We start from the raw sequence: 24,676 nt of genomic DNA on the forward strand, positions 1-24,676 counted from the left end.
CTTATATCAGGCTTAAGTTCTTATAGTTGACGTTGACGGTCAGGCTTTACCTTGTCCTGCAAACTCTCTATCCAGAAAATCAGGAACAGCGCCAGCAGGTTTATGCCAATAAATTTTTGCCCGGTGTCGGTGCCAAGGGCAAACTGGAAGGAGGAAAGGGCCAGGCGGAATTTAAAGGTCCAGGAGCCAACCATATCAAAGCCCAAGCCAATGCGTAGGCCTGCCACATACTGAAAGCTATAGGCACCAAATGCAAAGTATACCACCTGCAGCACCTGGTTCACCAGCGAAAGCCTAAGGCCACGCTGTGGGTTGCGGAGCAATATGGATCCGCAGATAACAGAAAAAATAAACAGCGCCGCTGCAAGAATGGAAGCACGCAGCACTTGCTGCGTGAGAATTGTATCGCCCTGCAGCATAACCACAACAGTGAAGGCGATGCCCAAACTGCCCCCAATAATCTGGTAGATGGCCAGCCCCCTGAGTTGATTCCTGATTTTATCCGTCAAAGTATAGAATGCCTAATGTCAGCACTTGTTGTCAGGACAAGTGTGCGGCAAAGGTAATAAAAAACTGAAGCAGGCTCAGGCAACCGCTGAAAAGCATTTATTTCCCCAGCCTCACCTGCACAAATCCATTGTCGTAGCTTTTGCTGCTGCGCACTTTTAGCTTCTTTTCCTGTGCTCCGGGTGCAAAAAGCGGTATGCCTTCGCCTAACACCCTTGGAACATAAGTGAGGATGATTTCATCGATGAGGTTGTGGTTGAGCAGGAGCGTGTTCAGTTGTCCGCCGCCTATAAGCCAGATGTCCTTGCCCGGCTTTTGCTTCAGCTTCTGTACGAATTCTACTGCATCAGTGCTTATAAACTGTACATACTCCGTGTCTGTGTGTCCGGAAGAGCGGCTGAAGACATAGTTCTCTTTGTCAGGGTAGGGGAACGGCATGTCGAAGCCGAGAACAACCTTGTAGGTGCTGTGCCCCATGAGCGTGGTGTCAAAGGTCTGCAGAAATTCGCTGTAGCCGAAATCCTCTCCTTTTATTGTATATGTCTCGTCGTGCAGCCATGCTGTGCTGCCGTTGGAGCGGGCTATATAACCGTCCAAGCTGGCGGCTATATAGAGTACAATCTTTCTCATACAGATAGCTTTTGCAATTCTCTATTGCCTTTATCCCTCATTTAGATATACGTTGCTCGCTGTGAATTACTCTTCTTCTTTTGCTTTGCGGAGTGCTTTCAGATAGGCTACCATATCATCCAGTTCCTCATCAGGAATCACTTCTTCTTTAAACGCCGGCATCACCCCCAAACCATTACGCACCTGAAGCTTAATCATAAAACCAGGCAGGGGTTTGTCATTGATGGCAGGACCTAAGCCGGCCTCACCACCAGGATGGCACTTGTGGCAGTAGTTCATATATACTACCTCGCCTCTGGCTATTTCCTGGTCTGCTAATGGAACAGGGGCAAAAACGGGTTCACCTCTCCTTGCCGTGCCGCAATAGCATAAGAGTAGCATCAACAGGAAAATCGTACAATATTGTATAAGTCGTTTCATAAGGCTAATTGCTGTTTTTGGTGATCTTCCAGATAACGCCGGTGTTTTGTTGCGGCACCTGCTCCTTTCCTTCCACATTCAGCACGCCGAAGTCCACGATGTACAGGCTTTGCCCATCCGGAGAGAACTTTACAGAAATAGGCCTTTCCAGGCCGCCTGACTTCTGTTTTGAAGCAGGGGCCACTTTTTTGCCTTTGTTTGCGGCAAAGTCTTTTACCGTGCCATTTGCCACATCAACCCGCACCACTTTATACCCGACCGGAGCCAGCACCTTGCCCACGTCTGGTGCCAGGTCGCCGAACTGCGCGATAAATGCCTGCCCCTGATGGCCGAAGGCGCTGCTGCGGGAGAAGTCGAGGCCGTTGGAGGAGGAGTGTACTCCCAGTGTGGCAGCAGGCTGGGGAGGTTCGTTCGGGTGCTGTGCCAGCAGAGGCTGAGGGGCGTCTTCGCCAGGCGGGTCAAACCGGTCGCCGTTAAAGGCGAGGCCGCCGGAGTAGTCGGGCCAGCCGTACCACTGCCCTGGCTGCACCTGCCACAGGTAATCGCCGTTGCCCCATACCGGGCGGCTACCGCGCACATCATAGCCGTTGTCGCTTACATACAAGGTGCCGTTGGGAGAGAAGGCCAAACCAAAGGGATTCCGGAAGCCCCATGCCACTAACTCCATCTGCCCGCTCTCCGGCGATATCCGGATAACAGATCCGGAGCAAGGGAGGCTCCCCTCTATTACCTGCCCCTCCGTTGTAGGTGTGCCGTAAGGTACATAAGCCCCCGTTGTTTGCTTTCCGCTTTTAGACGGGAGCGGCACTTCGCTGGTATAGTTCCGGCCAGCCAGTATAACGTCTTTGCAGGGTATGTCGTGGAAATTGGGGTGGCGCTCGAGCCAGCCATAGTTGTAGTTGTCCTGGCCTACTACGCCAGAGTTAGTGGCAGTGCCCAGGCCGAAGTATAAATTGCCGTCCGGTCCTACTGCGGGGCCGTTCGTGTGGTGGTCGCCCATCGTAGGGAGGTTCTCTACCAAGCTGGTGATGTTGCCTTCAGGGGATATGCGCAGTACTTTGCCTCCTTCCAGTACGCCGCCCTCTGCCACATAAAAATTGCCGTTGTGGAAGGTGATGCCCGACCAGGGACCATTTTTCTGCCCTGTTGCCACCGTCGTGAGGCTGCCGCCGGGCTCCACGCGCAGCAGCCGGGGCTCCAGAAACACTTCGCCATAAGAATAACCTGCCTCTATCACGTGCAGCCGCCCCTGCTCATCAAATGCCACTGCCGTCGGGAAGGTAAGGCCGGTGGCCACTGCCTCAGCAGAATATCCCGCGGGCAGCGCAATATCATCAGGATTAATTGGCCGGGCTTCGGTGCGGATGCTGCCCTGGGCGCCTCCTTTAGACGGCAAGATGCGGTAGCAGCCACACAGGCAGAAGGCCAAGAACAGTGGCAGCAGGCGAAGGGATGTTTTCATAGTTTTTGATTCTCAGAATATTGTTCTAAATTAAGACGCTATCATTCCGTACGTTGCGCTATATTATGAAGTTGAAACCAGGCCTTCATCAAAAGCATTACCTGACAGCACTCAAACAGAAAAACAGCCTGTTCGAGGTATTGTTTTGGGTGCTGGGTATTGGTGCGCTGGCGCTGATGGAGCCTGCCGGGGAGCATTTGTTTAGCTTTTGCCCTTTTAGCTGGGTATGGGGGAGCGGGTGTTGGGGTTGTGGCCTGGGGCATGGCATTGCCTACTTGTTCCGGGGGGAATGGCAGGCTTCGTGGGAGGCGCATCCGCTGGCGTTGCCCGCAGTCTTAATTTTACTATGGCGTTGCGGGCAACTGCTGCTGTGGACGTATTATCGAACTGAAAATAAAAACCTAACATAAAACTATGGCTAATATTCTAAACCTGATGCCGGAGCTGGACCCGGAGGAAATGAACTACATTCAGACGCTGGTAAAGGACATGTCGGACCAGGAAGCGCAGCGGTTTGTACACATTTACCGTTCCCGCCGCAAAGATTCACAAATTGTCCTCATTACAGCCCTAATCGGGTTAGTGGGCGTAGCTGGCGTGCACCGGTTCCTGCTCGGTCAGATTGGAATGGGCCTGCTTTACTTTTTTACCGGCGGTCTTTGCGCCGTTGGTACCATCATCGACGCCATCAACTATAAACGCCTGGCCTTTGAGTATAATGTAAAGGAAGCGCAGCGGGTAATTTACATGATGCAGTACTGAAGCGATACATGCCTATCTTCCACCCACTTTAATAAAGCGGGCGCGATAGTGCTGCCTGTTGTTGCTCAGCTGTAATATGTAGTACCCGGCGGACAAATCAGAAACATCCATAGTTACCCGCATTGTCTCTTTTAAAGGAAGGCGTTTTACTATCTGCCCCGCTGTGTTATAGATGATGGCAGCGGTAGGTCCAAAGGAGAGGTTGTCAATCTGTATGGAGGAAGGTGTTGGGTTGGGGTAAAGCACGACCTCTTCTAATGCTGGCACTTCTAAAGCAGGGTTTTGTTGTGCAGGCAGCGCAGTGTTGAGCACCCAGTTCTGAGGATCTACTTCGACAGCTGTTATAGTGCCTTCCACCTCTAGCAGGTGCTGCTCCAGTGGCTCGTCCTGTGTCACGCGAACGGTGGTGGTTCCTGTGGCGGTTCTGATAAGGTACTGCAGATCTGTTCTGAAGAATGGAGTTGATGTGCTGCTGGTGGTCTGGCGGTTTACTATCAGCAGCCTGTTCCCTTCCTGGTTCCACTCGACGTTAAAGATGGGATAACCTTCGCCATTGTACCACTGGTCAAAGAAGTAATTGAGATCCATGTTGGTTGTTTCCTCAAAAACACGCTGCAGGTCAGCGGTATAGGCTGTGCCTCCACCGTATTGGCGCATGTAGTTGCGCAGCGCCTCAAAAAACAGCGCATCATTATCTACCTCAAAGCGCAGCATGTGCACCACAGCTGCGGCCTTTTTGTAGGTCAGGCGGTAATCAAAAATGCGGCTGACACTGGTGGTATCCCTGACGCGAAGGCTCCCGCTGGGGCGTTGTAAGGCGAAGGCATGCGCCTGCTGCATCCAGGTGCCGGCGTCGGTTGGGCTATAGCGCTGCAGGGCCAGGTATTCAGCGTAGGAGGCAAAGCCCTCATTCAACCAGATATCCTGCCAGGTGGCGCAGGTAACATGGTCGCCGAACCATTGGTGTGCCAGTTCATGGGCCGTGAGGGTGAAGGTAAAGGTGCTTTGCGTGGTCATCGTCTGGTGCTCCATGCCGCCGCCCATTGGGGCCATGCTATGGCCGTATTTCTCTTCATGGAAAGGGTAGAGCGTAAACAGCTCTGAGAAGTACTCCAGGAAGGGCGCCGTCCGGTCTATCTCTTCTCTGTAAAAGTCAAGCGCTCCCCCGCTGTACACATAGTTTAATATAGGCACAGATGCTGCGGCGCCTTCCGGATTGGCGCTAATCAGGTATTCGGCATAGTCAGAAACAGCTACTGACACCAGGTAGTATGCTATCGGGTAGTGGGACTTCCATTCGAAGCGCCTCCTGTTGTTGGGTACATCTGCCACACGCGTCAGCAGCCCATTGGAGCCTACTTTGTTTTCTGCGCTGGTTGTTACGAATACATGCACCGAGTCGGCTTTATCAGTGAGTACCTGTTTGGTTGGCCACCACTCGTAGGCGGCATAGGGCTGGCTGAGGCTCCAGGTAACGGAGTTGCCCCAGTTAGGATCCGTGGCGGTGCTGAATCCGTTGCCAATAGCAGCGCCGGCCCCGGTGGGAGCAGTGCCCTTGTAGTAAATGATGGCGCTAACGGGCGCACCTGTATTTACAGAAGAGGATAGCTCTACCGCTACATCGCCAGCATTGCGACTGATAACAGTTTCCCTGGTGCCATTTACCAGCACCGAATCGATTTGAAAATTGGGGTGAAGCTCGAAAGCGAAAACGGTAAGGGGAGAGTCTCTTACTTCAGCCGCTAAAGTCACGTTGCCGGCAATGTAGGTGCTGTTGCGTTCCAGTTGCAGGTCAAGTTTGTAGAAGGTCATGTTGTACTGGTTCATCAGGCGCTGGTGTTCGGGCGTGGCCGCAGCCTGCCGTTGCACAGCGCGCATATGGCTTTCAGCGCAGCTGCCGGTGCTTTGTGCCGATGCCTTCTGATAGCAGAGGCAGGCAAAGAGTAAGAAAAGCAGGTTCCTGATGTGCATGGTTCAGCTGTTTTATGCGGGAAGAAGAGAGCTATTGCAAATAATATTACGGTTTCTGTTGTGTAGATGTGTTAGAAACAGAAGAGATTATCTTGATAAAAGCAAAGCAAAATTTAAATTTGCGCTCCGCCACACTTCTTTGCGCTGTGTCCGGACCACATTCATTCCCAAATCCAATGACTGACCTGTATCTATCCGAAATTTATATTTACCCAATCAAATCTTTAGGAGGCATCAGTGTTCCCGCAGCGGAACTGGAAGACCGTGGCCTGCGCTACGACCGCCGCTGGATGCTGGTGGATGACAAAGGAAAATTCCTGACACAGCGGCAGCATGCCCAGATAGCTCTGTTACAGGTGTCGCTGTTAGAGAAAGGATTATCAGTGAGCCACAAGCAAGAAGCACTGGAGCCGCTGTACATACCTTTTGAAGTGAAAGATGCCGCAGTGCCGCAATTACAGGTAACTGTCTGGGACGATACGGTGACTGCGCAGGAGGTGGACTCAGCGATAAGTGCCTGGTTCACGGAAGCGCTGGGTATGCCGGCGCGCTTAGTGCGTATGCCCGAGCAGGCCCGGCGCCTCGTGGATACCGACTATGCTCAAAATGGAGAGGTGGTAAGCTTTGCTGACGGATACCCCTTCCTGCTCATTGGGCAGGCTTCCCTTGATGACCTCAACAGCAGGCTAAAGCAGCCCGTGCCTATGAACCAGTTCAGACCCAACTTCGTGTTCCGGGGAGGAGCGCCCTTTGAGGAGGATAGCTGGAACAACTTTACTATAGGAGAAGTGTCTTTTCAGGCTGTAAAGCCCTGTGCCCGCTGCGTGGTGACGACCATCAACCAGGAAACAGCTGAGAAAAGTGCGGAGCCGCTCCGGACGCTGGCAACTTACCGGCAACTCCGCCACAAAACAGTCTTCGGGCAAAACCTGTTATCCAGCAGTACAGCAGGTACAGTACAGGTCGGCGACAAACTGGAGGTGGTTTTTCTGAAGTAGCGGCTGTCATTTGCAACGAACAACAAATGCAGGAAATAGGGCAGTAGTGGTATAGTCGCCTGTGCAGCTTGCAATGTTTTGTGCTTAAAGTATAAAAGTTTAGTGATAGTAGATAAGCAGATGGGTTAACTTGAACCTAATGAATAAGATATATAACAAAATTGATATAAATCCTTATAAGGTATACAAGCAGTGTATCCACAATTTATTGTCATAACATTAGTTGTAAGTGATGGCTGGTAGTGGCAGAGGTGAGGAGTTACCGATGTTACTTTAGCTTTTATCTCTTTTTAATTATCTTTTATAGCGAGGTGGAGTTCTTTAAAAAATAATTAGTGTATAGACATGTTTTGCGCTTTTCATAATTTTTAAGCTTTAAATTCCTTCTTTTATAACACAAGGTGTAATTAAACTGAATTAATGATAAAATTATAGCCGTACAAGAAGTAGGATTGCAATTTATTCGCAGGCTTTTTGCTTCTTCTTCAGGTATGACAACCTTTCGTGATGGTGCACAAAACGGAGAGAGCATCAGCAGATAAGAGCGTATTGTGCTCATTAATAAGACTATGTGGTTAATCGCTTACTGCTGTTAATAGCCTAAAAGCTATTAATTATAGGATTGTTTTAAGATGTTTTCTTATTTTTTTCTTATGCATGTAGAATTGTTTTTGCATTAGAATATTTTGGGTTACCTTGGGAGCTACAAACAATATCTAACAAACAATTTTTTAACAAACCATTTTTATGAAGAAACATGTACTGCTTAGCATGTTGCTTATGTTTGCCATTGTGGTGCAATCATGGGGACAGCTAAACCGTTCGATCAGGGGTCAAGTAACCTCGGAGGGCGGAGATCCACTTCCTGGAGTGAGTGTGATTGTGAAAGGCACAACTGTCGGGGCTAGCACTGACGTAGAAGGCCGGTTCTCTATCAACAATATTCCAGCAGACGCAAATACGCTTGTATTCCGTTATCTTGGTTTTGCTGATCAAGAGGTACGGATTGGCGAGCGTAACATTATTGATGTAACACTTACGGCATCCTCCAGAAGTATAGAGGAAGTTGTAGTAGTAGGTTACGGAACCCAGACAAGAGAAGAACTAACAGGGTCGATTGCATCTGTAACCGCAGAGGCGCTGGAGGACATTCCGGTAGTTTCGGTTGACCAAGCCTTACAGGGACGCGCAGCAGGTGTACAGGTAACGCAAAACTCAGGTACTCCTGGTAGCGGCATCGCTGTACGTGTGCGTGGTGCGGCTTCTATTGGTGCCGGCAACGAGCCGCTTTATGTAGTAGATGGTGTGCCAATCAACACAGGTAACTATTCTGCTATCGGTACTGGTGGGCAGCAGACAAATGCACTGGCTGACCTTAACCCGAATGATATTGCTTCTATGGAAATTCTAAAAGATGCTGCTTCTGCCGCTATCTATGGTTCCAGAGCATCTAATGGTGTTGTTTTGATCACTACAAAGCGTGGTGCCAATGCTAAAACTAAAATTAATTTCGGTTATTACACAGGTGTGCAGGAAACCTGGAACAGGCTGAATACTTTGACTGGTCCGCAGCAAGTAGAGCTTTACAATGAAATGGTCTTCAACAGGTATGGTGATGCTACAGGCTTGGGCTTTGCTTCACAAGCGGACTTAACGGCCTACTTCTTCAATGGTTTCAGACGTGCCAGAAACGATGCCGGATTGTGGGCTGCAGTAGATAGACCAGACGGCTTACGTGCTGTTTCAACTTTTGAGGACCCATCTACCGCGCCAAATACTGACTGGCAAGATCAGATTTTCAGAACAGCTCCTATCTCTAACTATGACCTGTCTATCTCCGGAGGTAATGAACGAACTAAATTCCTGGTGTCAGGTACTTATTTTGATCAGCAAGGTATTGTAATAGGTTCTGCTTTTGAGCGTGCCAATGGTAGATTAAACCTGGACCACAGCATTAGCGACAAGATCCGTGTTGGTACAAGCTTGGGTATAAGCCGTTCGGTTAACAGCCGTATACAGAACGATAACAATATCAACGGTGTGGTTAGTACTGCTTTATTGGTGGCAAGCGATATCCCGGTATACCGTGAAGACGGTACTTATGCAAAAGACCCAGGCGCCTCTACTGAAAACCCGGTTGCCGCAGCCGTTGAGCCTACTTTGTCCGCTATTAGTGCCCGTGTAATTGGTAATACTTTTGCAGAGTGGGATATACTTCCTAGCCTGAGATTCAGAACTACATTCGGCATAGATTACCTGACATTCCGTGAAGAAGACTTTAGACCTACGACTACAAATACTGGTGCTGGTTCTAACGGTTTAGGCCAGATGTCTTACAGACAGGACGTGTCCTGGTTGAATGAAAATACCCTGAATTATAATAAAGTATTTAACGAGATTCATGATTTCTCTGCTTTAGTGGGTATTTCTTATCAGCAATCTACTTTTAACTCCATATTTGCTGCTGCTACTGGTTTCCCTGGTAATGATATCCAGCAACTTTCTGCTGGTTCTATTAAAACAGATGCTTCTTCTTCTGAATCAGCATGGGGACTGGAATCTTACTTTTCCAGATTTAACTATAGCCTGATGAACCGTTACCTGTTTTCTGCCAGCGTAAGAGCTGACGGATCTTCCAGGTTTGGTGCTAACAACCGTTATGGTGTGTTCCCGGCTGCATCTGTTGGCTGGAGAATATCAGAGGAGGCGTTTATGGAAAACCTAGACTTCCTGAGCGAATTAAAGTTGAGAGCCAGTTACGGTATTACTGGTAACTCCGAAATTGGAAATTTTGACGCCCTGGCACTTGTTGGTGCAGGTGCTAACTACCTGCAGCAGGCCGGTCTGGCTCCAACGCAGTTAGGTAATCCTAACCTGACTTGGGAGGAGACAAAGCAGACTAACATTGGTTTGGATTTTGGTGTGCTGAACAATAGAATAGTGTTAAATGTAGACGCTTACCTGAAACTAACAGACAATCTTTTACTGGCAAGACCATTAGTAGGTAGCTCTGGTTTCACAAGCGTACAGGAGAACATAGGTTCTATGGAAAACAAGGGCCTTGAATTTGCTTTGACTTCTTATAACATTGAGTCAAACGAACCAAACGGCTTTAACTGGAATACGAACTTTAATATTGCCTTCAACAGAAATGAAATTACCAAATTGTATGGCGGTAATCCTTACGGTGTCGGATTTGCCAGTTGGGTTGAAGAAGGACAGCCATTAGGAGCTTTCAGAGGATATGTAGTGGATGGTATATTCCAGACACAGGACGAGATCACCGCGTTAAACGATGCAGCAGCAGCAAGTACAGGTAATGCAGGTGCTGTTTATCAGTCTGCAGCCACAAGTCCAGGGGACATTCGATTCAGGGATTTGGATGGAGACGGCAGAATCACTGGTGACGATCAGCAGATTATTGGAAGTGCACAGCCTAGGTATACAGGTGGTCTTACTAACAACCTTTCTTATGCTGGCTTCGACCTTTCTTTCTTCTTCCAGTTTACACAAGGCAATCAGATTTATAACAACACACGTGCTTTTTCTGAAGGTATGAACGGTGTGTTTGGTCAGACAGCTGGCGTACTTAACAGATGGACTCCTGAAAACACAGATACAGATGTACCCAGAGCTGTATATGGTGACCCGAACAACAACAGAAGAACTTCTGACAGATGGTTGGAAGATGGTTCTTACATAAGACTGAAGAACATTGTACTGGGTTATAACCTGCCAACAAGCTTAACAGAGCGTGTGCACCTGCAGCGTGCCAGACTATTTGTGCAGTCTCAGAACTTGTTCACTATCACGGATTACTCAGGATTTGATCCGGAGGTAAATACTTTCAGTGGTAGTAACGCCGCTCTCGGAACAGACTTCCTGGTTTATCCACAGGCAAGAACCATCACTTTTGGTGTAAACATTGGTCTTTAATTGTTAATCTGATTCAAAATGATTCATAATAAATATTTTAAAATAGTTGCGTTGGGCTTGCTGCTGTCTTCTACGGCATGCGACCCGCTGGATGTTGAGCCACAGGCTTCTTTACCTGCAGAGACTGCTCTTGATAATAGAACTGGTGCTGAGGCAGGTCTAATTGGTGCCTATAGTGCTTTGCAAAGTGTCAACTACATGGGACTGCGTTATTTTACATTTGCTGATTTAACAGCGGACAATGCAATACATAGCGGAACGTTTCCTTCATTTGCTCAAATTTCTCAGCAGAATATTCTTCCAGATAACGTGGAACTGAGCAACATGTGGAATGCGATTTATGCAGGTATCAATAGAGCTAACAATCTTATCGCAAATGTTCCGAATGTGGATGATCCAGCCTTTAACCAGGAGTCTGTATTAGGACAAGCCAGGTTTCTGCGTGCTTATCACTACTTCAACCTGATTAACTATTTCGGTGGCTCTACAACCGGGTTTGGTGATAATGGTCTAGGGGTGCCGCTTCGTACCGAACCTACAATAACGCCTGAGGATGCAAACCCAACCCCACGTGCCTCTGAGGCTGAAGTGATTGCGCTGGTGCTGGAAGATCTGGACTATGCTATCGCTAACCTACCAGAGTCTTTCGCTGGTGCTGCCGGAAAAGGACGTGCTACGCAGGCAGCAGCACTTGCCCTTAAATCTCGTGTTCAGTTATATCAGGGAAACTACCAGGATGCTGCAGAACTTGCACAGCAGGTAATAGAGTCTGAAAGGTTTACTTTGGTAGATAACTACCAGGATATCTATGAGCAGCGAAATACGGCAGAGTCTATCTGGGAGCTTCAGTTTGATCCTGTAAACGATAATAGTATTGCATTTTTCTGGTTGCCAACAGGTTTGGGAGGCCGTAACGAAGTATCTCCATCACCAGATTTAGCTGCAGCGCATGAAGAGGGTGATGAACGTTTAAATACGAACGTTTTAACACCTACTTACACTGGGAAGTATACCAGGATTTCAGACGGTACTGACCACGTAATGTTAATCAGATATGCAGAGGTGCTCCTGAATAGGGCTGAGGCATTGGCAAGACTGGGTGGTATAGAGAATTTACTTGAAGCTACCAGCCTGCTGAACGAAGTCAGAGAAAGAGCAGAACTTGCTCCTGTAGTTGAGTTAACACAGGAAGCCCTTATCGATGCTATTCTGCAGGAGAGAAGAATCGAGTTGGCAAACGAAGGACACAGATGGTTTGATCTCCGCCGTACACAAAGAGCTGCTGAAGAGCTTGAGATAACTGATCCGAACAGATTGCTTTGGCCAATCCCTCAAAGAGAAGTTTTAAACTCTGAGGATCTGGTAGAGCAAAATCCAGGATACTAATCTATATTCCTGAACAAATGAAAATAAGGGGTAGACATTATGTCTACCCCTTATTTTTTATCAAATTTTAGTACTTTAGTTGAATTAAAATTTTCAAATAACATAGATGAAAAAGAATGCAATTGCTTTGTTGGGTGCCGCCTGCTTTGTTTCAGGAGCATTTATAATGAAAGTAGCAGAAGATAAAATTACGCTGGATGTGCTGCAGGATGCACAAAAGCTCATAGGGCTTACCTTCACAAATGCACAGCTCGACTCTACCCTGTCGGAGATGGAGGATTTCAAAGAGAGTTATGAAGCTATCCGGAAGGTGCCACTGCCAAACGATGTAGCCCCGGCACTGGTATTCAATCCCATTCCGGTGGGGTATACCTTTGAAAAGCAGAAAGTGGCTTTTGATGTCGCGCCCCCCGCCAACGTGAAGCTGCCAAAGAAGCGCGAGGAGCTGGCATTTTACTCTATTCCGCAACTGGCAGAGCTGGTGCGTACGCAGCAGATAAGCTCTGAAGAGCTGACAAAATTTTACATCGCGCGCCTGAAGAAGTATGGCCCTACCCTGGAATGTATCACCACGCTCACAGAAGAACTGGCCATGCAACAGGCACGGCAGGCAGACAAGGAAATAAAAGCCGGAAAATACAGAGGCCTGCTGCATGGTATACCGTTTGGTGTGAAAGACCTGCTGTCGACAAAGAAGTATAAAACAACCTGGGGCGCTATGCCATACAAAGACCAGGTAATAGATGAGGATGCCACCGTTGTGCAGCGCCTGCAGGATGCAGGAGGCGTGTTAGTAGCGAAAACGACCTTAGGCGCGCTGGCCATGGGTGATGTTTGGTACGGCGGTAAAACACGTTCGCCCTGGGATATCAGCAAGGGCTCGAGTGGCTCTTCTGCCGGGTCCGCTGCGGCAGTGGCGGGTGGTTTGCTGCCCTTTGCCATTGGCACAGAGACCTTAGGCTCTATTGTTTCTCCGTCCACCGCTTGCGGTACCACAGGTCTGCGCCCTACTTTTGGCCGCGTGAGCCGCCATGGTGCCATGGCTTTGAGCTGGTCTATGGATAAGATAGGCCCGATTACCCGGTCCGCAGAAGATGCCGCTATTGTGTTTAATGCCATTTACGGCCCTGACGGGAAGGACCAGTCGGTGTACGATGCGCCTTTCAACTATAACCCGGGCATAGATGCAAAGAAGCTGCGCGTAGGTTACCTGAAAAAAGATTTTGAGCGCAGCTACGGCTTCAAGGAAAACGATGAGGCGACACTGGCCGCGTTGCGCCAGGCAGGTATAGAACTGGTGCCGATTGAGCTGCCAGATTTGCCGGCAAGGGAACTGACGCTGACGATTTCTGTGGAAGGGGCGGCTGCCTTTGATGAGCTTACCCGAAGTGGCCGCGACAGCCTGCTGGTGGCCCAGCATAAGAATGCCTGGCCGAATACGTTTAGGGCCGCCCGTTTTGTGCCAGCCGTAGAGTACCTGCAGGCACAGCGCGTGCGTACTTTGCTGGTGCAGCAGATGCAGGAGAAACTCAAGGACGTAGACGTATACCTGAGCCCTTCCTTTGCCAGTAACAACTTAGTGATGACCAACCTGACAGGGCACCCGTGTGTGGTGTTGCCAAACGGCTTCCAGAAAAATGGCATGCCCACCACCATCACGTTTATGGGTAAGCTTTTCGGCGAAGCGGAGTTACTAACTCTGGCTAAATTTTACCAGGAAATCACAGCGCATGACGAGCAGCACCCGGATATGAATTTCGGAAAGAAAAAGAAATCCTAAGAAATGCCGGAACCGCCACCTGAAACTAAATGCATCAGGTGGCGGTTTTGCTTAATGAGTTTGGGTTTCTTAATTTTATTCGCAACAGAGCTAATTACTCAACCTACTAACCAATCAACCTACAAAAAAACATTCATGTTATTCAGAAAACGAGCCGTAGCCCTGGTGGCCTACCTGATGCTGTGTGGCGGAGCCATGCAGGCGCAGGACGGGAAGATGGAACTCAGCGTGGAGAAAATAATGCGCGACCCGAAATGGATGGGTACTTCTCCGAGCAACATCTTCTGGTCAGAAGACGGCAAAAAGATCTACTTCAACTGGAATCCGGATGGCAACAAAGCAGACTCGCTGTACAGTGTATCTGCTGACGGCAAAAACATCTGGAAGGTAAGCCCGCAGGAACGCCGGAGCCTGCCTTCTCCTTATGGAGAATATAACCGCGCGGAAACAAAGAAGGTGTACGAGAAGAACGGCGACATCTTTTTGTATGATATAAAGTCCGGGAAGCCGCATCAGATAACAAATACTGTAGAGCGGGAAAATAGCCCCTCGTTCAGCCATAACGAGCAAAAGGTAGTTTACATTAAGGACAATAACCTCTTTGCCTGGCATGCGACCGACGGGCAAACTGTACAGCTAACCGACTTTAAAAAAGGACGAAAGGCGGCAGAAGAGGGAAAAGATGCCCAGCGGGACTGGCTAAAGTCACAACAGTTGTCGCTGCTGCAGATTGTGCGGGATCGCGAGGCTGAGAAAGAGGCGCAGAAAAAGCAACAGAAGCAGGACGCGCCGTCCCGCCCGAAAGAGATTTACATAGAGGATAAGTCTGTCAGCAGCATCAACCTGAGCCCGAATGAGCGCTTTATCACTTATCAACTGGTAAACCGCCCGAAAAACGCCAAGGTAGCCATTGTGCCGGATTACGTTACCTCCTCCGGCTATACAGAAGACATCAACACCCGCACAAAAGTAGGTGATGCGCAAGCTACCTATGAATTCTTTGTGTACGATACCCAGCGTGATACCGCTTTTGCCGTCTCCATGAAGGATGTCGCTGGCATTATGGAGCAGCCTGCTTACCTGCAGGAAAGAGAGGCGAAAGCCAGTGCAGCAAAGGACACAACCGATAGCAAAGCGAAGAAAATAGCAGAGCGTGCCACCGTTATCTATGGCCCTTTCTGGTCTGACAACGGCAGCGAGGCAGTGGTGGTAGCTCGCTCTCAGGACAACAAGGACCGCTGGATTCTGAAGTTAGACCCTGCGACAGGTAAGCTGTCGGTGCTGGACCGCCAGCGCGATGAGGCCTGGATAAGCGGTCCCGGTATCGGATACGGCTCCGGCGATATTGGCTGGATGCCGGACAACAAGCGCGTGTGGTTCCAGTCAGAGGAAAGCGGCTATTCGCACCTGTATACAGTGGATGTGAACAGCGGCACAAAGCAGGCCCTTACCAGCGGCAATTTTGAGGTGTCGGATCTGCGGATGTCAGATGATAAAAAAAACTGGTACTTTACCGCAAACCTGGTGCACCCGGGCGAGCAGCATTTCTACCGTATGCCTTTGCAGGGAGGGGAGATGGTACAATTGACCACCATGCCTGGTGCCCAGGAAGTCACGCTGTCGCCGGATGAGAAGCATCTGGCCATTCGCTCTTCTACCAGCAATCAGCCGTGGGAGTTGTATGTGCTGAATAACAGAAAAAACGCGAAGCCGAAGCAGGTGACGCAATCGCTGACTGAAGAGTTTAAGTCTTATGACTGGCGTGAGCCGGAGGTTATTTCTTTTAAGGTAAAGGATAATACGGATGTATATGCCCGCCTGTATCGCCCGGAGAACCCACAGAACAACGGACCTGCCGTGGTATTTGTACATGGCGCCGGCTATCTGCAGAATGCCCACAAGTGGTGGAGCAGCTATTTCCGGGAGTACATGTTCCATAACTTCCTGGTTGACCAGGGCTATACCGTGCTGGACATCGACTACAGGGGCAGCGCCGGCTACGGCCGCGACGTACGCACCGGCATCTACCAGTTTATGGGCGGCAAAGACCTGAGCGACCACGTAGACGGGGCAAAGCTCCTGGTAGAGAAGTATAACGTAGACCCGAACCGCATTGGTATCTATGGTGGCTCATACGGAGGCTTCATCACGCTGATGGCCATGTTTACAGAGCCCGATGTATTTGCTGCGGGTGCTGCCTTGCGCTCTGTTACAGACTGGGCACACTACAACCACGGCTACACCTCCAACATCCTGAACACGCCTCAATCGGATAGCCTTGCTTATGCAAAGAGCTCACCTATATACTATGCAGAAGGCCTGAAGGGTGCCCTGCTGATGTGCCATGGCATGGTAGATACCAACGTGCATTTCCAGGATATTGTGCGCCTGTCGCAGCGCCTCATCGAATTGGGGAAAGACAACTGGGAACTAGCTGTATACCCGGTAGAGAATCATGGTTTCACAGAGCCATCCAGCTGGACAGATGAGTACAAGCGTATTTTCAAACTCTTTGAAGAGAACCTGAAGGAGTAAATTCTTTAACCTATCACGAAAAGCGTATGGTGCCTGGCATCATACGCTTTTTGCTTTTATGGCTTCTGGGAGAAGTGTGTAAAATTTTTTTTTCTTTCAATCATGGCTCTAATCAAAGGAGCAGGTACTGGAACAAAAAAATAATGAATATAACATAAGTTGTGCAGGTCTAATGCTTGGCTTTAGCCCAGGGTAAAAGAATGTACAATTAGTGGCTTAGGTCAATGGAATCTGAAATATTTGGTTTCAGGAGCGTAATAGCCGGTGCTTCAATGTTTTAACACTAAAAGCAGAAGAGATTTAAAGGGATACTAGTGGTTTATTGAAAAAAGTAAATTTCACATTTAACGATAACCACTTGGGCTTCAGGTTGAGTTATAACAGAAAGAGAGAGGGGTGCTGGGAATAAGGCGATTGAATGGCTGGAATGTGAGGTTTTTTTCATCTTAGTTTAGATTTGTTTTTTTATGTTGTAACTTCGAGTTATAAACAAATTTCCAACCAAATTTTATTTTTATTTAACTTCATGAGAAAAGTTATATTTCTTAGTTTGGTGATGCTCCTGTCACTTGTAAGTCAGGTGTGGGCGCAAAGTCAGACTATCTCAGGGGTCGTATCCGACGCTGGGAATGGACAACCGCTGCCAGGTGTGAACGTGGTGGTAAAGGGTACATCTATTGGCACATTCACAGGAGCAAACGGAGAGTTTACTGTGGATGTGCCAGAGGGAAGCGAAACGCTGGTGTTCTCGTATCTGGGCTATGTAAACCAGGATGTAAACATTGCTGGCAAAACTTCTGTTAACGTGGCGCTGAAAGAAGACAGCAAGGCGCTTTCTGAGGTGGTGGTCATAGGCTACGGTACCCAGGAAAAGCGCGATATCACTGGTTCGGTAGCGTCTGTTAAATCAGAGGAAATCGAGAACCTACCCGTTGCTGGTCTTGACCAGGCTATTCAGGGTAGAATTGCCGGTGTAAATGTTACCTCCAGTTCAGGTACTCCGGGGGGAGGTATCTCTGTGCGTGTGCGTGGTACAAGTTCTATCTCGGCAGGTAACAGCCCGCTATATGTAGTAGATGGTGTGCCAGTTTCAAATACAGATATTTCGCAGGGTGGCTTCGGCAACCAGGAAATCAACCCGCTGTCTGAAATCAACCCGAACGACATTGAATCGATTGAGGTGTTAAAAGATGCTTCTTCTGCCGCTATTTACGGTTCGAGAGGCTCTAACGGTGTTGTGCTGATTACTACGAAGAAAGGTAAAGCCGGCAAAACACAGGTAGACATTGATGCTTATTCAGGTGTGCAGAGCTTTACAAAAAAAGTGGATTTCCTTAACTCTAATGAGTATGTGGATGTCGTAAATGAGGCGCGCCAGAACTACATGAATGACAATCCGGGCAATACAGTTGACCTTCTGGGTGCACCTGCTGTAAACACGAACTGGATAGACGAAATAACCAGGAACAATGCTGCCATTTCTAACCTGCAGGTAAGCGTAAGAGGCGGAAACGATAAGACACGCTTCTATATCTCCGGTGCCCGCTTTTTGCAGGAAGGTATTATCCTGAACAATGAGTATGAGCGTAAGAACCTCCGCCTGAACTTAGAACATTCTATCAGCGATAAAGTTGAGATTGGTTCTAATCTGGGTGTTAGCCGTTCAGTGAACAACCGTATCATCGGTGATAACAGCATTTTTGCGCCATGGCCAAACGCCCTGCAGTCCCGCCCGGACCAGCCTGCTTATAACGAAGACGGTACTTACTTTGCCACACAGCGAAACAACCCGGTACAGGGGGCGCTGGAGCCGCAGTATGAAACCACCATCTTCCGTGTTTTCGGTAATGTTTTCGGGTCTTACGAAATCATCCCGGGCCTGAAGTACAGACTTTCTGCCGGTGGCGACTGGTACAACAACAAGGAGTTCCAGTATGAGCCAATCACGTCTGGGCAGGGCTTCGGTACAAAAGGATATGGCCTGGCTGGTAACGGTGTGGCGAGCAACTACCTTGTCGAGAACACTATTGACTACTCAAAATCTTTTGGTGAACTGAACCTGTCTGCTTTAGCGGGTTATACTTACCAGGAGTTTGTAACAGAAAGACAAAATGTGCAGGGAACGGATTTCCCGTCTGCCAGCTTCCATTACATCACTTCGGCAGCCAAAATCCTTTCAGGTACAAGCACCTGGACATCAAATGCGCTGGAGTCTTACTTAGGGCGTGTTAACCTGGACTATGGTGACAAGTACCTGTTGTCTCTTGCCATCAGACGCGACGGTGCCTCTAAGTTCTCTGAAGACAACAAGTATGGTGCATTCCCATCTGTTTCTGTGGGCTGGAGACTTTCGCAGGAAGCATTTATGCAGCAGTTCGACTTCCTGAGTGACCTGAAGCTGCGTGCCAGCTACGGTATAACCGGTAACCAGGAAGGTATTGGCGACTATGCCGCCATGGCCCTCATCACAGGTGACCGCAACTACAACGACCAGTCAGGTATTGCCCCTTCGCAGCTTCCTAACCCGGACCTGAGATGGGAGCAGACAAAGCAGACAAACGTAGGTTTAGACCTTGGTTTGTTTAACAACAGAATCAGCCTTGGTGCAGATTACTTTATCAAGCAAACAGATGACCTGTTGCTTAGCAGACCGTTGCCAAGAACATCCGGCTACACCAGCATCACAGAGAACATCGGTTCTGTGGAAAACAAAGGTTTTGAGTTTGCTATCACAACCAGAAACTTCGATGGCGCTTTCAGGTGGTCTACTGACTTTAACATTGCCTTCATTAACAACGAGGTAACCAGACTGAACAACAACGAACCGTTTGACAGAGGCTTTGTAAACAGAGTGGCGGTTGGGCAACCAGTTGGTGCATTCTATCTGCTGGAGCAGGTAGGTATTTACCAGACAGATGAGGAAGTGCCTGCCAAGCTATATGCAAGGGGTGTAAGAGCCGGTGATGTTATGTTCAGGGATGTGAATGGTGATGGTGACATTACGACTGGCGCAGACAGAACGTTTGTAGGAAGCGCCGTGCCGGATTATTTCGGTGGTATCACTAATAACTTCGCTTACAAAGGATTTGACCTGAGCGTGTTCTTCCAGTACAGTGTAGGCAACGAGATCTATGCCATGTGGAAAGAACTGGATGCAGCCGGTAACCTGGGTGCCCGCGAGAACAACAACGCCATTGCCAGAGACGAAGCAGAGAACAGGTGGACTGCCCCGGGCACTAGCAACACTGTGCCAAGAGCTATTTACGGTGCTGCCGGTACTTATAACACACAGCGTTCTTCCAGATACCTGGAAGATGGTTCTTACCTGCGCCTTAAAACATTAAACCTTGGCTACTCTTTGCCAGGACAGCTGGTAGACAGAGTAGGTTTGAGAAAGGTAAGAGTTTATGCTACAGGCCAGAACCTGCTAACCTTTACAAAGTACTCCGGATTTGACCCTGAAGTAAGCTCTAACGCACAGGATGCTGTAACGGCAGCCAACGACCAGGCCACGCTGCCTCAGTTGAGAAGCTTTACGCTGGGTGTGAACATAGGCTTTTAATTATTCGACTTTACAAAGATGATAAATAAGATAAAATTCAAAGTTATTTGCATGGCAGTGGCTGGCTTATCGCTGACTGCCTGCGAAGATAAACTGGATATAGAGCCACGCGGCTCTATATCGCCGGAGGCTGTTACTCCGAGCGACACAGAGGTATTGCTGAATGGTGTGTATGACGGCTTCCAGGGTGGTGCCAGCTCTTACCAGTACCTGGCATTCCTGACAGACGATTTGTCTGCTGATAACCTAGCGTACAGGGCTACCTTCTTCCAGCATGGAGAGGTGGACGACAATGCTATTGCGGCCAATAACCTGCTTATCCAGTTTTACTGGCAAGGGCTGTACCAGGGCATTTACAGAGCAAATTTCTTTCTGCAAACGGTAGAGCCGCTGGATGAGTCTACTTTCAGCAGGCCAGAGCGTAAGCAGGAAGTAATAGCGGAAGCACGTTTCTTAAGAGCGTACGGCTATTATAACCTGGTGACACGATGGGGCGGAGTGCCAATCCTGAGAGAGCCGACAAGCGATAAAGTTGCCAGAAACTCCGAAGAGGAAGTATGGAACTTTATTATCGAGGATTTAACCTTCGCTGTAGAAAACGCAGGAGAGTTCAGAAGCGCGGCTTACGCCTCTAAGGCTGCCGCCAAAGCGCTGCTGGCAAGAGTATACCTGGCCACTAAGAACTACGCTGAGGCAGAAAGACTTGCAGAAGAACTCATAGCAGACAGCAATTTCCAGCTTTCCGATAACTATGACAATATCTTCACAAACAAGGGCAATGCTGAGCACATCTTCCAGCTGAACAGCACGCCAAACGATGGTACATCAATGAGCTACTTCCTGATTGCGAACGTTGTTCTCCCAAGCACAGGACAGCAGACAAATGGTGGCCGCTTTGAGTTGCCAATCGACAACTCGCTGGCCGCAGCATTCGAGGCCGGAGATGAGCGCAAGAACACAACGCTGCAGCCAATTACGTTTGGTGGGAGGGACTATAACATGGCTTATAAGTACCGCCAGAGTGCGGATGGTGCTGATGCTTGGCCTGTTGCGCGTATAGCAGAGATGTACCTGATTAGTGCAGAAGCCCGTGCCGAGCAGAATGACCTGGAAGGTGCACTGGAGAGACTGAACCAGGTAAGAGAGATGCGCGGCTTAGAAGCTACTGATGCTGCATCACTGGCTGAGCTCAGGTTAAAAATTGAGCAGGAGCGAAGAGTGGAACTTGCTGTGGAAGGCCATAGATGGTACGACCTTATCAGAACAGGAAGAGCCATCGAAGTGCTTCCGAACGTAACAGACGAGAACCAGTTGAAATACCCGATTCCTCAGGCTGAGATAGTGGTAAACGATTTGTTAGAACCGAATCCGGGGTACTAGTACTTAGCAACCCTATTCAAAAAAGAGGCTCCTGTTTGGGAGTCTCTTTTTTTTATGCTTTTCCAGACAAGGCTAAAAAGTATAAACAACGGCCACACCATCATGTTCAGGACTACTTACAGGCAGTAGTGCCACCCGCGAATCCCGCTTGTGCAGCTCTGGCACCAATATGCCGATGCCTGCCCCAATGGCATACCCTAAAATATTGTCGCTCAGAAAATGTTTGCCAGCCCTTAACCTCAGATACCCCACAGTGACGGGTACGGCTGCGGCGGCAGCCCATATATAAGGACGAGCCGGAGAGTCCGGGTTCAGGTCATGGAAAACCTTGGCGACGAAGAAAGTGGCTGTGGCGGTGGCAGCGGTGTGCCCGCCATAAAATGAGTTTTCGCCATACTTATGTAACCTGGCTTCCAGCGGAGCGTCAGTGGCATATACACTTGGCCGCTTCCGGTTTATCAGTCCGGCAGAGAGGCTGTATATACCTCCTGTAATAGACATGGCCTGGCCGTACAATAAAAATATCTGTGGTGCATCCTGCACTACCTTATCATCCAGCAGCAGGAGGAGGGGAGTAGCAAAGGACCCATAAAAGAAGTAGTCGCTGGTGTGTTCGGCATTGGCGCTGTAGTTGCCTGCTGCAAAGCGGTCGAAGCGATTCACATCGTTTCTATCCAAGCCTACCAGATCTGCCTCTGTTAACCTTTCTTTATTTGTTATCAGGAGACTTCCAGCCACGGATGCACCAATGGCACCTGCTGTTATAGCACCGTCCCGCAGCCAGTTCACGTGGTAAGGGGAGTTGCTGGTCTGGCTCCAGGCATAATTAGCCCCGAAACCGTATATAGCAAGCCATAACAGCAGGATTTTTTTCATTCGATTTTTAGAATGTGTAAGATAAGGCAGCGCCTCTGTAGTCTGGTGCAGCTACAGGAAACAGGCTGAGGTTTGTGTTGTTAGACTTCTTGTGCAGCTGAGGTACCAATATGCCGGCACCAGCGCCAACTACATACCCTATGATGACATCACTAAGAAAATGCTTGCCTGCCCGCATTCTCATGTACCCTACTACAGCAGGCACAGTAGCTGCTGCTGCCCATACATAATGCCTTGCCGGCGAGTCCGGGTTGAAGTCATGAAAAACCTTTGCCGCAAAGAACGTGGCTCCTGCTGTGGCTGAATTATGGCCCCCGTAAAAGGCATTCTTGGTGTTGCTTCTCATTTTTTCTGATAAAGAAACATCCGGGCTGTAGGCGTTAGGGCGCACACGCTCTACATGACCATTCGCCATGGTAAAAAAGGCTCCTGTTACCGCCATTGTCTCCCAATACAGCACAAATACCTGCCCGGCGTTGCTCTTTACATCCTCATCCAGGAGTAGTGCCAGCGGTGCTACAAAGGAGCCATAAAAAGGGAAGTCGCTGAGATTGTCTGCTGATTCTGAGTCCCAGCCTGCTGAAAACCTGTCGAAGCGATTCACATCGTTTTTGTTCAGGTTCGCAACCTCTTCCTCTGTCAGACCATTCTTGTCCTGCATTCTGGTTAGGCCATAGTAGGTCAGCCCCATGCCTGCCACAATAATGGGTGCATCTACTTTAAAACTTGTTTTATAAGGGGAGTTGTCCTGACTATAAGCCTCTCCTGCCAGAAAGGTAAATAAGGTAAGTACTGCTAGTATACGTTTCATATATATAATACGGGTGATTTGTTATGCTCTTCAAACGGGGCATATTTTCAAAAGGTTGTTGCAACAAAGGCAGCAGCAGCAACTTTTAAGGGCAGCGTGTGCATAATTTGATGGAGTATTGGATTATTTTAAGTATATGCTGAGGCAGCATTATCTTTCCTGATAGTGTTCTTCTCTTTTACCTATATATTTTAACTGTTGCAGAAATGTTTTAGCTTTGTAGCCGCTGCCGGATAGGCTAGCTGGTTTATACTTTGTACCTAAACCCACATAAAATGCCTTATTTATTTACTTCTGAGTCCGTGTCAGAAGGCCACCCGGATAAAGTGGCTGACCAGATCTCAGATGCATTATTGGATGAATTCCTGAAGCAGGACCCCCAGTCGAAGGTGGCCTGCGAAACACTGGTAACTACTGGTTTGGTAGTGCTGAGCGGAGAGGTGAAAACCGAAGCCTATGTAGATGTGCAGAAAGTGGCACGTGAGGTGATTAAACGCATCGGCTACACCAAATCTGAATATAAATTTGATGCGGAAGCCTGCGGTGTGATTTCAGCCATCCATGAGCAATCCGCTGACATCAACCAGGGGGTAGAGCGTTCAAACCCGGAAGATCAGGGGGCAGGAGACCAGGGTATGATGTTCGGCTACGCTACAAACGAGACAGACAACTATATGCCGCTGGCGCTTAGTGTTTCGCACCTGTTGTTGCAGGAGCTTGCCGCTATTCGCAAAGAAGGTAAGGAAATGACGTACCTGCGCCCGGATGCTAAATCGCAGGTGACGATTCGCTACAGCGACAACCACGTGCCGGAGAAAATCGACACCATTGTTATCTCTACACAGCACGATGAGTTTGTAGAAGCTTCTAACGAAAGTAACGAAGCCAGGAACGAGGCGGAGGCGCAAATGGTGCAGCGGATCAAAGAAGATGTGGACAGCATCCTGATACCACGCGTGCTGAAGCAACTGCCGGAGCGTATCCAGGAACTGTTCAACAGCAACATCACCTACCACATTAACCCGACTGGTAAGTTCGTAATCGGTGGCCCACACGGTGACACTGGTCTGACTGGCCGTAAAATCATTGTGGATACCTATGGTGGCAAAGGAGCACACGGTGGCGGCGCCTTCTCCGGCAAAGACTCATCTAAAGTAGACCGCTCTGCGGCCTATGCGGCCCGTCATATCGCCAAGAACCTGGTGGCAGCCGGTGTGGCTGATCAGGCGTTGGTGCAGGTAGCCTATGCCATTGGCGTGGCAAATCCGGTTGGTTTGTACGTAACTACCTATGGCTCTACCAACGTGAAAGATTCGAACGGCAACACCATGAGCGATGGCGAAATTGCCGAGAAAGTAAACAAGCTGTTCGACATGCGTCCTTACGCTATTGTGCAGCGCTTCGGGCTGCAGAACCCTATCTTCTCTGAAACAGCGGCTTATGGCCACATGGGTAGAACACCTTATATGAAGCAGGTGGAAGTAGGTAGAAACGGCCAGAAAGAAACAAAGGAGTTCGAGACTTTTACCTGGGAGAAGCTGGATCACGTGGAGAAAATTAAAGCGGAGTTTGGCCTGTAGTCTCTTAGACGAAAGACACGAAAGTATATAAAACAGAACGGCCTGCTATGCATAGCAGGCCGTTCTGTTTTATATACTTT

Annotated in this window: 17 protein-coding genes; 10 read left to right on the forward strand and 7 right to left on the reverse strand. The window is 48.9% G+C overall.

Going from position 1 to position 24,676, the window contains the following annotated elements; genetic code table 11:
- Positions 1–20: 20 nt before the first annotated feature.
- The 4 genes from DXT99_RS09125 to DXT99_RS09140 all read right to left on the reverse strand — a co-directional run bounded on the left by DXT99_RS09125 (position 21) and on the right by DXT99_RS09140 (position 3,019).
- On the reverse strand, positions 21–509 hold the full coding sequence (locus DXT99_RS09125; protein WP_115565231.1) for a hypothetical protein: 489 nt from the start codon (positions 507–509) through the stop codon (positions 21–23).
- Between the two features lie 97 nt (positions 510–606).
- Complete coding sequence (locus DXT99_RS09130) at positions 607–1,137, reverse strand: dihydrofolate reductase family protein (protein WP_115565232.1); 531 nt, start codon at positions 1,135–1,137, stop codon at positions 607–609.
- Between the two features lie 66 nt (positions 1,138–1,203).
- On the reverse strand, positions 1,204–1,557 hold the full coding sequence (locus DXT99_RS09135; RefSeq protein ID WP_246000606.1) for a c-type cytochrome: 354 nt from the start codon (positions 1,555–1,557) through the stop codon (positions 1,204–1,206).
- 4 nt (positions 1,558–1,561) lie between these two features.
- Positions 1,562–3,019, reverse strand: coding sequence for a PQQ-dependent sugar dehydrogenase (locus tag DXT99_RS09140; protein WP_115565234.1), 1,458 nt, complete (start codon positions 3,017–3,019; stop codon positions 1,562–1,564).
- A 65-nt stretch (positions 3,020–3,084) separates the two neighbouring features.
- Between DXT99_RS09140 and DXT99_RS09145 the strand changes: the two genes are divergently transcribed.
- Positions 3,085–3,429 carry a DUF2752 domain-containing protein gene (locus DXT99_RS09145; protein WP_115565235.1) on the forward strand — a complete coding sequence of 115 codons (345 nt, stop codon included), beginning with the start codon at positions 3,085–3,087 and terminating at the stop codon, positions 3,427–3,429.
- Between the two features lie 4 nt (positions 3,430–3,433).
- Positions 3,434–3,781 (forward strand): TM2 domain-containing protein, encoded by a 348-nt coding sequence (locus DXT99_RS09150; protein ID WP_115565236.1) that lies wholly within the window; start codon positions 3,434–3,436, stop codon positions 3,779–3,781.
- Positions 3,782–3,793: 12 nt separating this feature from the next.
- Here DXT99_RS09150 and DXT99_RS09155 read toward each other — a convergent pair whose 3' ends face one another.
- Positions 3,794–5,752 (reverse strand): M1 family aminopeptidase, encoded by a 1,959-nt coding sequence (locus DXT99_RS09155; RefSeq protein WP_115565237.1) that lies wholly within the window; start codon positions 5,750–5,752, stop codon positions 3,794–3,796.
- Between the two features lie 176 nt (positions 5,753–5,928).
- Between DXT99_RS09155 and DXT99_RS09160 the strand changes: the two genes are divergently transcribed.
- The 7 genes from DXT99_RS09160 to DXT99_RS09190 all read left to right on the forward strand — a co-directional run bounded on the left by DXT99_RS09160 (position 5,929) and on the right by DXT99_RS09190 (position 21,329).
- The gene (locus tag DXT99_RS09160; RefSeq protein ID WP_317048135.1) at positions 5,929–6,750 is read left to right on the forward strand and encodes an MOSC domain-containing protein; all 822 of its coding nucleotides are present in this window, start codon (positions 5,929–5,931) and stop codon (positions 6,748–6,750) included.
- 747 nt (positions 6,751–7,497) lie between these two features.
- A complete protein-coding gene (locus DXT99_RS09165) occupies positions 7,498–10,686 on the forward strand; it encodes a SusC/RagA family TonB-linked outer membrane protein (RefSeq protein WP_115565238.1) in 3,189 nt (1,062 codons plus the stop codon).
- An 18-nt stretch (positions 10,687–10,704) separates the two neighbouring features.
- Positions 10,705–12,072, forward strand: a complete 1,368-nt coding sequence (locus DXT99_RS09170) for a RagB/SusD family nutrient uptake outer membrane protein (RefSeq protein ID WP_115565239.1) — start codon at positions 10,705–10,707, stop codon at positions 12,070–12,072.
- A 106-nt stretch (positions 12,073–12,178) separates the two neighbouring features.
- Positions 12,179–13,852, forward strand: a complete 1,674-nt coding sequence (locus DXT99_RS09175) for an amidase (RefSeq protein ID WP_115565240.1) — start codon at positions 12,179–12,181, stop codon at positions 13,850–13,852.
- A gap of 135 nt (positions 13,853–13,987) precedes the next feature.
- Positions 13,988–16,387 carry a prolyl oligopeptidase family serine peptidase gene (locus DXT99_RS09180; RefSeq protein ID WP_115565241.1) on the forward strand — a complete coding sequence of 800 codons (2,400 nt, stop codon included), beginning with the start codon at positions 13,988–13,990 and terminating at the stop codon, positions 16,385–16,387.
- A gap of 526 nt (positions 16,388–16,913) precedes the next feature.
- Entirely contained in the window at positions 16,914–19,949 is a 3,036-nt protein-coding gene (locus DXT99_RS09185; RefSeq protein WP_115565242.1) for a SusC/RagA family TonB-linked outer membrane protein, read from the forward strand.
- 18 nt (positions 19,950–19,967) lie between these two features.
- Complete coding sequence (locus DXT99_RS09190) at positions 19,968–21,329, forward strand: RagB/SusD family nutrient uptake outer membrane protein (RefSeq protein WP_115565243.1); 1,362 nt, start codon at positions 19,968–19,970, stop codon at positions 21,327–21,329.
- Positions 21,330–21,401: 72 nt separating this feature from the next.
- On the opposite strand, the gene DXT99_RS09195 is transcribed toward DXT99_RS09190, so the two are convergent.
- Positions 21,402–22,205, reverse strand: a complete 804-nt coding sequence (locus DXT99_RS09195) for a phosphatase PAP2 family protein (RefSeq protein ID WP_115565244.1) — start codon at positions 22,203–22,205, stop codon at positions 21,402–21,404.
- 7 nt (positions 22,206–22,212) lie between these two features.
- Complete coding sequence (locus DXT99_RS09200) at positions 22,213–23,016, reverse strand: phosphatase PAP2 family protein (protein WP_115565245.1); 804 nt, start codon at positions 23,014–23,016, stop codon at positions 22,213–22,215.
- A gap of 275 nt (positions 23,017–23,291) precedes the next feature.
- Between DXT99_RS09200 and metK the strand changes: the two genes are divergently transcribed.
- Complete coding sequence (metK, locus tag DXT99_RS09205) at positions 23,292–24,596, forward strand: methionine adenosyltransferase (protein ID WP_115565246.1); 1,305 nt, start codon at positions 23,292–23,294, stop codon at positions 24,594–24,596.
- The last annotated feature ends 80 nt before the right edge of the window (positions 24,597–24,676 follow it).

Origin of the sequence: Pontibacter diazotrophicus (assembly GCF_003367245.1) — a bacterium.
Lineage (GTDB): Bacteria > Bacteroidota > Bacteroidia > Cytophagales > Hymenobacteraceae > Pontibacter > Pontibacter diazotrophicus.